This window comes from Bradyrhizobium sp. CCBAU 65884 (genome assembly GCF_028128835.1).
In the GTDB taxonomy this organism is placed as follows: domain Bacteria; phylum Pseudomonadota; class Alphaproteobacteria; order Rhizobiales; family Xanthobacteraceae; genus Bradyrhizobium; species Bradyrhizobium ottawaense.
Window position 1 is genome coordinate 118,878 of the sequence record NZ_LBJU01000134.1, and the last position, 14,289, is coordinate 133,166.

At 63.4% G+C, this 14,289-nt stretch carries 13 protein-coding genes; 5 read left to right on the plus strand and 8 right to left on the minus strand.

Annotation, left to right across the window (positions count from 1 at the left end; all coding sequences use genetic code 11):
* Nucleotides 1–242: 242 nt before the first annotated feature.
* The 6 genes from XI03_RS38635 to XI03_RS38660 form a co-directional block, all read right to left on the minus strand.
* Nucleotides 243–806, minus strand: a complete 564-nt coding sequence (locus XI03_RS38635; protein WP_212477073.1) for a MarR family winged helix-turn-helix transcriptional regulator — start codon at nucleotides 804–806, stop codon at nucleotides 243–245.
* Between the two features lie 491 nt (nucleotides 807–1,297).
* Complete coding sequence (locus XI03_RS38640; protein ID WP_028145307.1) at nucleotides 1,298–1,648, minus strand: YunG family protein; 351 nt, start codon at nucleotides 1,646–1,648, stop codon at nucleotides 1,298–1,300.
* A gap of 164 nt (nucleotides 1,649–1,812) precedes the next feature.
* Entirely contained in the window at nucleotides 1,813–2,901 is a 1,089-nt protein-coding gene (locus XI03_RS38645; RefSeq protein ID WP_028145308.1) for a TRAP transporter substrate-binding protein, read from the minus strand.
* A gap of 168 nt (nucleotides 2,902–3,069) precedes the next feature.
* On the minus strand, nucleotides 3,070–4,158 hold the full coding sequence (locus tag XI03_RS38650) for a TRAP transporter substrate-binding protein (RefSeq protein ID WP_028145309.1): 1,089 nt from the start codon (nucleotides 4,156–4,158) through the stop codon (nucleotides 3,070–3,072).
* Between the two features lie 220 nt (nucleotides 4,159–4,378).
* The gene (locus tag XI03_RS38655) at nucleotides 4,379–5,515 is read right to left on the minus strand and encodes an Mrp/NBP35 family ATP-binding protein (protein WP_271595053.1); all 1,137 of its coding nucleotides are present in this window, start codon (nucleotides 5,513–5,515) and stop codon (nucleotides 4,379–4,381) included.
* Between the two features lie 129 nt (nucleotides 5,516–5,644).
* A complete protein-coding gene (locus XI03_RS38660) occupies nucleotides 5,645–6,082 on the minus strand; it encodes a VOC family protein (protein ID WP_271595054.1) in 438 nt (145 codons plus the stop codon).
* 197 nt (nucleotides 6,083–6,279) lie between these two features.
* On the opposite strand from XI03_RS38660, the gene XI03_RS38665 reads away from it, so the two are divergent.
* The 5 genes from XI03_RS38665 (at nucleotide 6,280) to XI03_RS38685 (ending at nucleotide 11,114) form a co-directional block, all read left to right on the plus strand.
* On the plus strand, nucleotides 6,280–7,152 hold the full coding sequence (locus XI03_RS38665; protein WP_028145312.1) for an NAD(P)-dependent oxidoreductase: 873 nt from the start codon (nucleotides 6,280–6,282) through the stop codon (nucleotides 7,150–7,152).
* 117 nt (nucleotides 7,153–7,269) lie between these two features.
* Entirely contained in the window at nucleotides 7,270–8,550 is a 1,281-nt protein-coding gene (nhaD, locus tag XI03_RS38670) for a sodium:proton antiporter NhaD (protein ID WP_271595055.1), read from the plus strand.
* Nucleotides 8,551–8,687: 137 nt separating this feature from the next.
* Entirely contained in the window at nucleotides 8,688–10,283 is a 1,596-nt protein-coding gene (locus XI03_RS38675; protein ID WP_271595056.1) for a sensor histidine kinase, read from the plus strand.
* 44 nt (nucleotides 10,284–10,327) lie between these two features.
* Complete coding sequence (locus XI03_RS38680) at nucleotides 10,328–10,531, plus strand: DUF1289 domain-containing protein (protein WP_026202286.1); 204 nt, start codon at nucleotides 10,328–10,330, stop codon at nucleotides 10,529–10,531.
* Between the two features lie 28 nt (nucleotides 10,532–10,559).
* Nucleotides 10,560–11,114: a TIGR02281 family clan AA aspartic protease gene (locus tag XI03_RS38685; protein ID WP_028145315.1), complete on the plus strand. Its 555-nt coding sequence runs from the start codon at nucleotides 10,560–10,562 to the stop codon at nucleotides 11,112–11,114.
* A 5-nt stretch (nucleotides 11,115–11,119) separates the two neighbouring features.
* On the opposite strand, the gene dusA is transcribed toward XI03_RS38685, so the two are convergent.
* Together dusA and XI03_RS38695 are read right to left on the minus strand one after the other, a co-directional pair.
* Nucleotides 11,120–12,112 carry a tRNA dihydrouridine(20/20a) synthase DusA gene (gene dusA, locus XI03_RS38690; protein ID WP_271595057.1) on the minus strand — a complete coding sequence of 331 codons (993 nt, stop codon included), beginning with the start codon at nucleotides 12,110–12,112 and terminating at the stop codon, nucleotides 11,120–11,122.
* A gap of 359 nt (nucleotides 12,113–12,471) precedes the next feature.
* Nucleotides 12,472–14,187 carry a PHA/PHB synthase family protein gene (locus XI03_RS38695; protein WP_271595058.1) on the minus strand — a complete coding sequence of 572 codons (1,716 nt, stop codon included), beginning with the start codon at nucleotides 14,185–14,187 and terminating at the stop codon, nucleotides 12,472–12,474.
* Between the last annotated feature and the right edge of the window lie 102 nt (nucleotides 14,188–14,289).

The following is a 14,289-nucleotide window of genomic DNA, read 5'->3' on the forward strand; positions in this document are numbered from 1 at the left end:
CTCGCGCGGCATCTTCGCTGTCTTCCATCATTCCGGACGCCTCGGCCAGCGAAAAAGCGTCCGGCCGAACCAGTCGTCTGTCAGGTTTGTGTAAGCCGACCAGGTGTACCCCCCAAGAGGCGCAGGCCAATCGCATTTGGAAGCGACTTCCCTATGGCCATCCTTCGAGACGCCCGCCGTTGGCGGGCCCTCGGGATGAGGATGCGGTGCGCGGCAGCAATCCTCACGGGCACGAGTGCCGCCTAGCCTCGTCCCTCGAAATAGGCGCAAAGCAGGGTCGTGTCCCTTGGAGCTATGGATTTCCGGAACAGCCGGCACTTGAAGTGACGATCCTTCCCCTCTCCGCTCTCGATCAGGAACATGCACCTGCCGCAGACGTCGGCGTTGTGACGGCGCTTGGCAACATCGAGCCCATCGAGGACGCGGCGAAGCGTATCGCGCAGCTGAGATCGATCGGGGAGCTCAAGTGTCACGAGCTGATCTCGAAGGACGTTAATTGGATCGCGCTCGAGGAACTTCTCGCCTTCGCTCGTGATGCAGAGCGCAATCGAGCGCTTGTCTTCTGCAGATGGCTTACGAACCATCAACCCCTTGCTCTCGAGCACGGCGGCGATCTGCGATGCGACGCTGCGGGTCGTGCCCAGAAAGCTGGCGAGAGCCGTGGGCGTCCGCGAGAACCTGTTTGCGCGGGCGAGAAAGCGCAAGGCCATCCATTCCCGATCGCTCAGCCCCGCAAGGCTCCCTTCAAAAAGCCAGCTGTCGGCCGATTGGACCAGGAGTTGTAGAATTTCAATTGCCAGTCTCATTTGAGAAGTCCCACGGGAAACGGCGGCCCTGGCATCTCGATCAACGATCGAGAGCCGCCGTGTTCGGTGAATGCTGCATTCCCGTCGGGACTGGTTGAGTCCGGTATACCGTACCGTGAAGCGCGACCGGCGTGATGACACGCCGCGGCTTCAGCCCGATTGCCGGATTCCGATAACTCGACCGTTCCGTAAAAGGAACACCGAAAAACTACGCATCGCGTGGGCGTTGAATGACACGAAATCTCGCGCCTCCGGACGCGATGGTCTCTCCCGGCGCACCGCTGATGAGCAGGCATCAAAGAAGGCCACGCTTGTCAGGTTTGTGTAAGCAATGGCGCTTCAGCATGCAGGGATGGAGAGAGCGCAGCGAAGAACCACCTTATGGATGGATCCGCTCCGAACAAACACCTTCCGCAAATCTCAACGGCGGGCAACGCATGCACATTGTCAGATTCACACTCGCACTCGCATTCGCCTTCTGCCTGATGGCGCTAGCCTGACTTGGTATGGCTCTGCTGAAATGCTGCCCTTAGTTCGGCTAATTGATCGTTCGTTGCTCCCAGCAACGCGTCGGCCCCATCTGCAGGCAAGTCCGCATAAGCGATCGGCCGGTCGAACTGGCTCGCCGTGAAGTCGTACCTCTTGCCTTCGATCCGATTGTAAAAATGGTCGCCGGCCGGCAGTGGCGTCTTCAGCAGGTCGCCGCCGAAGAGTTCATGAACGAGCAGCGACGTGACGTTGCATTGTCCTGCGGCCGGATTGTCCGCCGTCCATTGGCTCGCGGTCGACCGCGACCACGCCTTGAGCAGCGCGCTTTGAACGGCCTCGGGATCGAAACTCATCGTCACGTCCAAACAGCTGCCGACGAACCATATTCCGGATCATTGGATCCTAACATTCTGCTTTGCCCGACAAGTCAAGTACTCCTGGTTTCAAAGAAGCAGGACGCACAAGAAACGCCCCGAAGCTTCCGCTCCGGGGCGCTGCATTCGGCGGCGTGACGCGATCAGCTCTGCGAGCGCCGCGCCATGAAGATGTCGTAGCCGACCTCGGCGACCTGGAACCAAGCGTAGCCGTCGCTCGTGAACTTGGCGAGGGAGTCGTGCACCTTCTTGAAATTGGCGTTGGTCGCGCCGACTTCGGCATGCAGCTCCTTGGCGGCCTTGTGGCAGGCATCCATGATCGACGGCGAGAAGGCGTGCAGCTTGGCGCCGCCCGCGAGCAGCTTCTTCAGCGCCAGCGGATTGGCGGTGTCGTAGCGCGCCATCATGTAGTTGTTGGCGTAGTGGCCGGCCTGCTCCAGCACGCTCTGGTAATATTTCGGCAGCGCGTTCCACTTGTCGAGGTTGACGAAGGCCAGCAGCATCGGCCCACCCTCCCACCAGCCGGGATAGTAGTAGTGCGGCGCGATCTTGTAGAAGCCGAGCTTTTCGTCGTCATAGGGGCCGACCCATTCGGCGGCATCGATGGTGCCCTTTTCCAGCGCGGGATAGATGTCGCCGCCGGCGAGTTGCTGCGGCACCACGCCGAGCTTCTGGAGCACGCGGCCGGCAAAGCCGCCGATGCGGAATTTCATGCCCTTGAGATCGTCGGGTGCGTTGACCTCTTTCCTGAACCAGCCGCCCATCTGGCAGCCGGTGTTGCCCGCGAGCAATGAGACGACGTTGTAGCTCTTGTAGAATTCGTTGAGCACGTCGCGCCCGCCGCCCTGCATGTACCAGGCCTGGTTGATGCGCATGTTGGGGCCGAACGGCACGGCCGAGCCGAAGGTGAAGGTCGGATCCTTGCCGAAATAATAGTAGGACGCGGTGTGGCCGATTTCGCAGGTGCCGTTCTGAACGGCGTCGAGCACCTGGAGGCCCGGCACGATCTCGCCGGCCGCGAAGATCTGGATCTGGAATTTGTTGTCGGTCGCCTCGGCGACCATCTTGCACATCATCTCGGCGCCACCAAACAGCGTGTCGAGCGATTTCGGCCAGCTCGTCGGCATGCGCCATTTGATTTCCGGCATCGACTGCGCGATCGCGGGAGCCGCGAGCGTGGCGGCGCCGGCCGCACCGAGTCCTGTGACCTTGATGAAGTCTCTTCTCTTCATGATTTCCTGCCCTGATGTACCAGTGATTGTGGGCCTTCTTGCCGAGGCTTTGCACCACCATGACGCAAGCCGCCGCCTAATTCCATCCCGATCGCACTGCGGCAAAGAAAAAGCCCGGCCTCCACTGGAGGCCGGGCTTTCCGGTCTTGCGACTTTAGGTCTAGGCGATCAGCCGCGCGTGCGCGAGCGGATCATGAAGCTGTCGTAGGTATATTCGGCAACCTGCCACCACAGATATTCGTCGGAGCGGTAGGCCTGCATGGCGTCGATCGACTTCTTGAAGTCGGGGTTCTTGGCCGAGATCTCCGCCCACAGCTCGTTGGTCGCCTTGAGGCAGGCTTCCAGCACCTCGTTGGTGAAGGGACGAAGCTGGGTGCCGCCGGCAACCAGACGCTTCAGCGCCGCCGGGTTCTGCATGTCGTAGCGCGCGGCCATCCAGGTGTTGGCATTGGTCATCGCGTTGGTGAGGATCGCCTGGTAGTTCTTCGGCAGCGCATTCCACTTCTCCAGGTTGGCGAAGGCGTGGACGGTCGGACCGCCTTCCCAGAAGCCCGGATAGTAGTAGTACTTGGCGACCTTGGCGAAGCCGAGCTTCTCGTCATCGTAGGGGCCGACCCACTCGGCGGCGTCGATGGTGCCCTTTTCGAGCGCCGGATAGATGTCGCCGCCGGCGAGCTGCTGCGGCACCACGCCGACCTTCTGAAGCACCTGGCCGGCGATGCCGCCGATGCGCATCTTGAGGCCGGAGAGGTCGGCAACGGTCTTGATCTCCTTGCGGAACCAGCCGCCCATCTGGGTGCCGGTGTTGCCGCAGGGGAAGCCGATCACGTTCGACTTCTTGAAGAACTCGTTGCCGAGCTCCATGCCGCCGCCCTGGTACCACCAGGAGTTCTGCTGGCGCGCATTGAGGCCGAACGGCACCGAAGCGTAGATCGCGAAGGTCGGGTCCTTGCCGACATAGTAGTACGAGACGGTGTGGCACATCTCGACGGTGCCGTTGGAGGTCGCATCGAGCGCCTGGAGGGCCGGGACGATTTCACCGCCCGCGAACACCTGGATCTGGAATTTGTTGTCGGTCATCTCGGCGACGTACTTCGCCACCTGCTCGGCACCGCCATAGATGGTATCGAGCGACTTCGGGAAGCTCGAAGTCAAGCGCCACTTCACCTCGGGCGAGGACTGCGCGATCGCCGGCGAGGCTACCGCGGTTGCCGCCGCGCCTGCTGCCGACACTTTCAGAAAATCACGACGCTTCATCTTCAGGTCTCTCCTTGCTGGGGCGTTTCCCCTTAACTTCTCTTCTTGCCGCCGCTCATTCCGGCGACGCGTTAGGGCCGCGTCGAACCGAAGGGGCTTGACTGCCGTGGGCCTTTACCACGGAAGCCCCGCTTGCGGAACGCGACAATGGCATGACGGGGCTCTACGAAAGTCGCATGCCCCCCAAAAGGACGAGGAAGGCGTGCCCCGAGCGGCCGGCTCAGGCCGCCGCGATGACGCCCTTGAGCTGGTCGCGGACCTGCCCTGCAATGGCGCGGTAGATCGCCGCATGAGGACCGTCCGGCCCGCTGTCGACGACGGGATTGCCGGCATCCGAGGTAGCACGAATCGCCATGTGCAGCGGGATCTCGCCGAGGAAGGGGACTTCGAGCTTCTCCGCCTCGTGCCGCGCCCCGCCATGGCCGAAAATGTCCGACCGCGTGCCGCAATGCGGGCATTGGAAGTAGCTCATGTTCTCGACGATGCCGAGCACGGGCACGTTGACCTTCTTGAACATGGCAAGCCCCCGTCGCGCATCGATCAGGGACAGATCCTGCGGGGTCGAGACGATCACGGCGCCCTTCAGCGGCACGTTCTGCGCCAGCGTGAGCTGGGCATCGCCGGTGCCCGGCGGCATGTCGACGACCAGCACGTCGAGCTTGCCCCATTCGACGTCGCGCAGCATCTGCGTCACCGCCGACATCACCATGGGACCGCGCCAGATCATCGCGGTCTCTTCCTCGACCAGGAAGCCGATCGACATGATGGCCAGACCGAAGCGCCGAAGCGGAATCATTTTTCGCTCGTCGTTCAGCTCCGGCTTGTCGTGCAGGCCGGTCAGCCGCGGCACCGAGGGGCCGTAGATGTCGGCATCGAGCAGCCCGACCTTGAGGCCGAGGTCGCGCAGGCCCAGCGCCAGGTTCAGCGCGGTGGTCGACTTGCCGACGCCGCCCTTGCCGGAGGCGACCGCGATCACGGCGGCAACGCCGGGAATTTCCGACTGCCGCGCCATCGGCGACCCGCCGCCCTGCGGCGGCTTGTGGGCATGGACCGGTTGCACGCCGGGCGTGCCGCGGCTGGGTTGCGGGGGCGGCGGCGGCGCGGAGCCCGGCTTGCGCTCGGCGGTCAGCGCCACCATGACGGTGGTGACGCCGGGAATGGTGCGCACAGCGGCCTCGGCTTCGGCCCGGATTGGCTCCCAGGCCCTCGCCTCGGCGGCATCGACATTGATCGAGAAGAACACCTTGCCGTCGGACGCGCTGATCGCGCTCAGCACGTTGGCATTGGTGAGCGCGACCCCGCGGGGAGATTTGATCCTGGCGAGGCTGTCGAGAACCTGTTGCTGCGTCACGCTCAAAGCGCATCTCCTGAACGGAGCATGATCCGGAGCCGGAGGACGGCGCCAGCGCAAGGCGTGGCGCGGCTTTCCGGCAAGGTCATGCTCGAGACTCTAGGATGCCCCATTAGAGCGGAAACGCCCAAAAGGCTACTGCCTGCCGATATCGTCGGCCTTCTCGGCGGGCGCCGCCCCCTGCTCCCTGGTGGCCTCGTAATTCAGCTCGATCATGACCCCGTTGGGATCGTTGACGAAGATCTGCCAGAGGTCGCCGCCGGGCACCTGGCGGGACTCGAACTTCATGTCCTTGGACGCCAGCCGCCGCTTCATGCCGTCAAAGCCGCGACTGACGAAGGCGACATGATGGACAACGCCGGAATCCGGCTTTTGTGGCTCGGCGGTCGCAGAAATATCGACGAGATGCACCACCGCCTTGCCCTCGCTGTACATCCAGGCGCCGGGGAAGGCGAAATTCGGCCGGGCGCCTTTTTCCAGGCCGAGCACATCCTCGTAGAAGCGGACGGTCTCGGCCAGATTCCGGGTCCGGATGTTGAAATGATCGAGGACGCCAACGCTCACGCCGCCCATGCTTTTGCTCCCTTTTTTGAAGTCCTTAGGTCCGCCATCCTAGCACAGGGGGCCGCCAAACGAAGCCGTTGCCCTCCCGGCTTAACGGTTTATGGTGCGCCTCCGATCCGCCCTCGCGGCGGAACTTGGAGGACGCCGCCCTGGCGCCCTCGCCCGGCTGCAACCGTAAAACTCAAGCTACGGACAAGGTACCACACATGGCTAAAGTCGCTTTCCTCGGTCTCGGCGTCATGGGCTACCCCATGGCCGGACACCTCGTGAAAAAAGGGGGCCATGAGGTCACCGTCTACAACCGCACCGCGGCCAAGGCGAAGGAATGGGCGGACAAGTTCGGCGGCAAGACCGCACCGACCCCGAAGGCCGCCGCTGAAGGCCAGGATTTCGTGATGTGCTGCGTCGGCAACGACAACGATCTGCGCGCGGTCACGATCGGCCCCGACGGCGCGTTCGCCGGCATGAAGAAGGGTGCGACCTTCGTCGACCATACCACCGCCTCCGCCGAAGTCGCGCGTGAGCTGGACGCGGCCGCGACCAAGGCCGGCTTCAGGTTCATCGACGCGCCGGTCTCCGGCGGCCAGGCCGGCGCCGAGAACGGCGTGCTGACGGTGATGTGCGGCGGCGCGCAGGACGCCTATGCCGGCGCCGAGCCGATCATCACGGGCGCCTATGCGCGGATGTGCAAACTGCTCGGGCCCGCCGGAAGCGGCCAGCTCACGAAGATGGTCAACCAGATCTGCATCGCCGGTCTGGTGCAGGGTCTCTCCGAGGGTATCCACTTCGCCAAGAAGAGCGGCCTCGACGTCGCCGCAGTGATCGAGACCATCTCCAAGGGCGCGGCGCAGTCCTGGCAGATGGAGAATCGCTACAAGACCATGAACGAGGACAAGTACGATTTCGGCTTCGCGGTCGAATGGATGCGCAAGGACCTCTCGATCTCGCTGGCTGAAGCCCGCCGCAACGGCGCCAACCTGCCGGTCACCGCGCTGGTCGATCAGTTCTATTCCGAGGTCGAGAAGATGGGCGGCAAGCGCTGGGATACGTCCAGCCTGCTCGCGCGCCTGCAGCGCTGAGGAGCGCATCGACGGTCGCTGCCGGGCAGCTGCGACCGTCCCCCCGGCCTTGACGCGGCGCCGCGTCGAGGTCTTGCAAGCGCATCGAGCCGAAGAACGAACACCGCGGGGACTGACTTGCTGAGCGTGATAGCCGTCGTCTTCATCGTTGCGTATGCGGCCATCGCGCTCGAACACCCGCTCGGCGTCAACAAGAGCGCTTCGGCTCTCCTGGGAGCGGGCCTGCTCTGGACGATCTACGCGCTGTCCGTCGGCGACGCCTCGCTCGTCAACCACCAGCTCGACGAATCCGTCGCCTCGACCGCGCAGATCGTCTTCTTCCTGATCGGTGCCATGACGATCGTCGAGGTGATCGACGCCCACAATGGCTTCGAGGTCATCACCTCGATCATCCGCACCACGAAGCAGACCACGCTGATGTGGATCATCGGCTTCGTGACGTTCTTCCTGAGCGCGATCCTCGACAATCTCACCACCACCATCGTGATGATCTCGTTGATCCAGAAGCTGATCGGCAACAGGAGCGATCGCCTGCTGTTCGCCTCGATCATCGTCATCGCGGCCAATGCCGGCGGCGCCTGGACCGTGATCGGCGACGTCACGACCACGATGCTCTGGATCGGAGGGCAGATCACTCCCCTCAGCATCATGAAATCGGTGTTCCTGCCCTCACTGCTCAACCTGCTGATACCGCTGCTCGTCATCGGCTATTCGCTCAAGGGGAAGGAGATCGTCCCTCCGCTGCAAGGCCAAGCACGGGCCCTCAGGGTCGAGGTGTTCGAGCGCAACTTGATGTTCTATCTCGGCCTTGGCACCCTGGTCGCCGTTCCGGTCTTCAAGGCCGTGACGCACCTTGCGCCTTTCATGGGTATTCTTTTCGGGCTTGGCATCCTCTGGCTGGTCGGCGAGGTCGTTCACCGCCACAAGGACGAGGATGCGCGCCGTCCCCTCACCCTCGTCCATGCGCTGACGCGCATCGACATGAGTTCCATCGTGTTCTTCGTCGGCATCCTCATGGCCGTCGCATGCCTGGAGCATGCTCGCGTGCTGGAACTGTTGGCGAAATGGCTCGACGCCACGGTCGGGCGTCTCGACGTCATCGTCATCCTGCTCGGCCTGTTGAGTGCCATCATCGACAACGTGCCGCTCGTCGCGGCCACGATGGGCATGTACAATCTGGTGCAACATCCGCCCGACAGCTTCATCTGGGAGTTCATCGCCTATTGCGCCGGCACCGGCGGCTCGATCCTGATCATCGGCTCGGCCGCGGGCGTTGCCGCCATGGGACTCGAGAAGATCGAGTTCTTCTGGTACGCCCGCCGCATCGCAGGCCCCGCCCTGGTGGGGTATCTGGCGGGCGCGATGGTCTACATCGCCCAGTACGCAGCGCTGCATTGACGGCGCAGGCGAGATTCAAAATTAACGCCGGGTTAACGCAATTCTTTAGCTCCTTAAGTCACCTCTTAAGGATTTCTTGCCAGAGATAGACAATGCAGAAGGCCCGCGTCCGGCGTGGGCAGGAATCGTGTTGCTTGATGAGTAACCCCGCTGAAAAGCCTGAGGTTGTGGAGCTTCCGGCCGAGCCGGTGAGCGCTCCATCGGCGAGCAGCCGAAGGGCTGCGGCGCAGCGGGTGCGCGAGGCGCGGGACAAGTTAACGTCGACCAGTGGAACCCGGCCGGCCTTCGACGCCGAGATGCTGCGCCAATACGCCCAGACGCGGCTGTCGGCTTCCTATGTCGTGATGCTGCTGGTGGTCGCGACCGGCGTGCTGTTCGGCCTGTGGATGCAGCCGATCCCGGCCGCGGCCTGGACCGCCGGCATGCTCTGCATCCACAGCGCCATGACCCGCAGTTGCCGGCGCTTCCTGACCGAGCCCGCCTCGCCCGCGGCGACGCGCGCCTGGCGGACGCGCTTCGTCGTGCTCGACCTGCTCTATGGCCTGTGCTGGATGGCGATCCTGATCCATCCCGTGCTCGACATGGTCACGGAATCGCTGATGATGTTCCTGATGCTGCTGGTGATCGCAGTGTCGAGCATGCTCGCCGCCAATCTGCCGATCGCAGCCCTTGCCGCCACCGCGCCGGTCGCGGTCGCCATGGCGCTGAGCTTCGTGATGACCGGCTCGCTGGACAATTACATCCTGGCCGCGCTCGCGCTCGCCGCCGAAGGCTATTTCGTGCTGCTGGCGCACCGCCTGCACTCCTCCACCTTCGCCACGCTGGAAGCGCGCGCCGAGAAGGACGCGCTGATCGGCGAGCTCGAACAGGCCAAGGCGATCTCGGACGAGGCGCGCCACCGCGCCGAATCCGCCAACGTCGCCAAGTCGCGCTTCCTCGCGCAGATGAGTCACGAGCTGCGCACGCCGCTGAATGCCATCCTCGGCTTCTCCGAGGTGATGAAGAGCGAGATCTTTGGCGCGCATGCGATACCGGTGTACAAGGAGTACTCGGCGGACATCCATAATTCCGGCGTGCACCTGCTCAACCTCATCAACGAGATCCTCGACTTGTCGCGGATCGAGGCCGGCCGCTACGAGCTCAACGAAGAAGCGGTGTCGCTGGTCGGCATCGTCGCCGACTGCCATCACCTGATGAAGCTGCGCGCCTCCAGCCGTGGCATCACCATCCACGAAGTGTTCGAGCAGGCCATGCCGCGGCTGTGGGCCGACGAGCGCGCGATCCGCCAGGTCGTGCTCAACCTGCTCTCCAACTCGATCAAGTTCACTCCGCAAGGCGGCGAGATCTGGCTCAAGGCCGGCTGGACCGCCTCGGGCGGACAATATCTCTCGGTGCGGGATTCCGGCTCCGGCATTCCCGAGGACGAGATCCCGGTCGTGCTCGCCTCGTTCGGCCAGGGCTCCAACTCGATCAAGTCCGCCGAACAGGGCGCCGGTCTCGGCCTGCCGATCGCCAAGAATCTGATCGACCTGCATGGCGGCACGTTCACGCTGAAATCGAAGCTGCGCATCGGCACCGAGGTGATCGTCACCTTCCCGCCGGAGCGCGTGATGAGCGCGCTGGCGCCGCTGTCGGATGATTCCCCGCCGCTCCAGCCGGAGAGTTCCGTACTGCCCGAGGAGAAGCGCCGGCCGCGCCACAAGCCGATCATGAGCGCAGGTACAGGCTCCTAACCAGATGCTTGCAGACATGCCCGACAATCCCCCACTATGTCCGAATGAGCAAAGAAACGCCGTGCGTCGCCGTCTGCATGATCGATCCCAGGACCAAGCTGTGCTTCGGCTGCGGCCGGACCTTGCCCGAGATCGCGCGCTGGCACGCCATGGAAAGCGCGGACCGGCTCGCGGTCATGGCGCTGTTGCCGGCACGCATGACGGAAGCTGGACTGGCGCCGATCGCGGCATCGCCGAAACGCACCTGACCGGCCTGCTCGCCTGCGGAGGCGCGCGATGATCCGCTTCCTGCTCGTTCTCGTCATGCTTGCAGGCACGGCAGGCGCGGTCGTCGCCTATGGCGACCCCGAGCAGATCGCGCGCGCCAGCCACAAGGTCTCCCACATTTTTCGCGCGCAGACGGCAACGCCCGCTCCCGCCGTGCAGATTCCACGCGGCCAGGGCGGCGAATTCGCGCTGCGCGCGAAGATCAACGGCATCGCCGCACCGATGGTGATCGATACCGGCGCGACGTCGGTGGTGCTGACCTGGGAAACCGCGAAAGCCATCGGGCTGCCGCTCGAGATGCTCGAATACGATGTCGACCTCGAAACCGCGGGCGGACATACCAAGGCAGCCCGCCTCACCCTCGACCGTCTCTCCGTCGGCCATCTCGTCGAGAAATCGGTGCCGGCCCTCGTCGTCCAGCGCGGGCAGATGAAGACCAATTTGCTCGGCATGAGCTTCCTCGACCGCCTGGAGAGCTGGGGGGTGCGCGCCGACAAGCTGATGCTGACCGGCTATCCCGAGCTTCAGAGCAGTCATCGCCGCTCGCGCACGGCGATGGATTAGCCGCCTTACGCCGCCTCGGCCGGCGCACGCGCACCGACGCACGCGATCGCATCGCGCAGCACCTCGAGGCCGGCGCCCGCCTTAACCCCCTGCTCGGCCAGATGGCGGCGGAAGGCCCGCGCGCCGGGCACGGCATGGAATGCGCCGACGAAATGCCGCGTGATCGCGTGCAGCCGCGTGCCGCGCGCAAGCTGCTGCTCGATATAGGGCATCATCGCCTCCAGCGCGTCCTGCACGGTCGCGTGCGGGCTCGCCTCGCCGAAGATCTCCTGATCGACGCCGAGCAGCCGCCACGGGTCCTGATAGGCGGCGCGGCCGAGCATCACGCCGTCGACATGCTCGAGATGCGCTCTCGCTTCGTCGAGGCCTCGAATGCCGCCGTTGATGATGACAGGCACGTCAGGCATCGCACGCTTGAGCCGATAGACGCGCTCATAGTCGAGCGGCGGGATGTCGCGGTTCTCCTTCGGAGACAACCCGTTGAGCCAGGCCTTGCGGGCATGCACGATCAGTGCGTCGCAGCCGGAGGCGACCACCGCGCGCGCAAGCGCATCAAGGGCCACTTCCGGATCCTGGTCGTCGATGCCGATACGGCACTTCACCGTGACGGGAACCGCGACAGCCCGCTTCATCGCATCGACGCACCGCGCCACGAGTTGCGGCTCCGCCATCAGGCAGGCGCCAAAGCGGCCATCCTTCACGCGGTCCGACGGGCAGCCGACATTGAGATTGATCTCGTCATAGCCGAACGCCTCGCCGATCCGCGCAGCCTGCGCCAGCTCGCGCGGATCCGAGCCGCCAAGCTGAAGCGCCACGGGATGTTCGCTCACGTCGAACCCAAGCAGCCGCTCCCGGTCGCCATGAATGACGGCGCCCGTCGTCACCATCTCCGTGTAGAGCAGCGCCCGCCGCGTCAGGTGGCGGTGGAACACCCGGCAGTGCCGGTCGCTCCAATCCATCATGGGGGCTACGGCGAATTTTCGTTCCAAGCTATTCATCTTATTGAGGTATTTTAACTTCGATCAGCCCTTTGTGCAATTGGACCGACTGAGAATTCTCATTTGACGAGGCTTCCGTAACTTGGCTCTTCTAGGACGATATTTGCATGAATTGGAAGCAGAAATCGCTTCTTCGGATTCTCAATGCACACGTCAGACGGAGGCCGAGGTGTGCATGTGCAGTCAAAGCGCTTCGCTCGCACTTTTCTGTGGCAGCCCTCAACAACGTATCGATGTCGCCAAACGGTACGAAGAGCAATCCATCATCGCTTCTAATGATGAGGTCGCCTCGCTCAGCGATTGCTCGAACTGCCAGCTCTTCCGAAATCTTCCAATCGTTCCATGACCGTTCAGCGAAGTCAGTTTGCCTTCGCTTTCACATATCGGCCTGGTGCCACTTCCCCCGGAGGATAGAGGTTGCTGCCGAGTTGCGTCCGGGCGGGCACCTGATCTTCAGCCCACGGCTTGAGCCACGCGATCCAATCATTCCACCAACTGCCTGGCTTTTCGTCAGCGCTCGCAAGCCACGCCGCCGGGTCTTCGCATCGCTTGTCCGACAGCCAATAGCTTCGCTTGTTCTTCGACGCAGGGTTGATCACGCCGGCAATGTGCCCACTCGCTCCGAGCACGAAGCGGGTGTTGCCACTGAACAGGCCCGTGGTGCGATAGGCCGATCGCCACGGCACGATGTGATCTTCAACGGTCGCCAAGACATAGGCAGGCAGGTCGACTCGCCCCAGATCGACGGACGTGCCGCACATCGTCAACCGGTTCGGCTCCCGAAGTCTGTTCTCCAGATACATGTTCCTGATGTACCAGCAATACATCGGCCCCGGCAGGTTGGTCACGTCGGCATTCCAGAACAGAAGATCGAAACGCTCAGGCGATTTTCCCTTCAGATAGTTGTTGATCACGTTCGGCCAAATCAGTTCCTTGGAACGCAGGGTTTGGAAGACGAACCCGAGCTCCGAGCCGCGGTAAATGCCGCCGTTGCCGATGGCCTGCTCGCGCTGCCGCACACCCTCCTCGTCTACGAACACGCCGAGATCCCCCGGTTCACGGAAGTCGAGCATCGTGGTCAGCAACGTCACACTGGCGACCGACTCGTCGCCGCGCGTCCGCAGGATCGCCAGCGCAGATGACAGAATGGTTCCTCCGACGCACCAGCCGACCACATTGATCTTGTCGGCACCCGAGATCGAGCGGGTCACCTCGATGGCGCGCATGGCGCCCTGCCCGACGTAATCGTCCCAGCCAAAGTGCCCGCACGAGGCATCCGGATTGCGCCAGGAGACCATAAAGACGGTCAGGCCGTGCTCGACCGCAAAGCGGACGAAGGAGTTGGCCGGTTGCAGGTCGAGGATGTAAAACTTGTTGATGCATGGCGGCACGATCAGCAGCGGCCTGGCCGTCACCTGCTCGGTCGCGGGTTCATACTGAATGAGCTGAAACAGCTCGTTCTCGAACACGACCGCGCCCCTGGATGCGGCGACGTCTTTTCCGACCTCGAACGCCTCCTCGTCCGTGATCGTCAGGCTGCCTCGGCCGAGATCGGCCATGAGATTGTCCAAGCCCGCCTTGAGGCTCTGCCCCTCGCTGTCCGTCGCAAGCTTTATGACGTCAGGATTGGTGGCGAGAAAATTAGTCGGGCTCATCGCCTCGACCAGCTGGCGCGTGAAGAAGCGCAGCCGATGCTTTTCCTTCTCGTCGAGATCGAGTGCTTCGACGAAGTCGACGCAATAGCGCGCATTGAGTAGATAGCATTGCTTGAGCAGGCTATAGGTGGCATTGTCCCGCCATTCCGTCGCGTTGAACCTGCGATCGCCGCGCGCGGGCTCGATGCCTGCTTCGCTCTGGACGCCGGCGGCCGATTTGAGGACATGCTCGGTGAGCTTGTACAGCCGCATCATGTGGTCCGCCTGCAATTGAGCGAGGCCTGACGAATTCAGAGCCGGGCCGGGATCGGCCCCGTTACGATCGCCCTTTGGCGCCCATCCGAGCGAGCGCCACAGGCTTTCACCCGCCTTCATGAAGCCCTCGACAAATTCGTCAGGCATGTTGAATGGCCGATTCATGGCGTTCCTCGCTTGGCAAGATTGATTGGTTCGTTGACGTCCGGTTTTCGGGCCGCTTCTGCCTGGCGCCCTTTGCCCCCGCTTGCACCGAGAGCTTGCCGT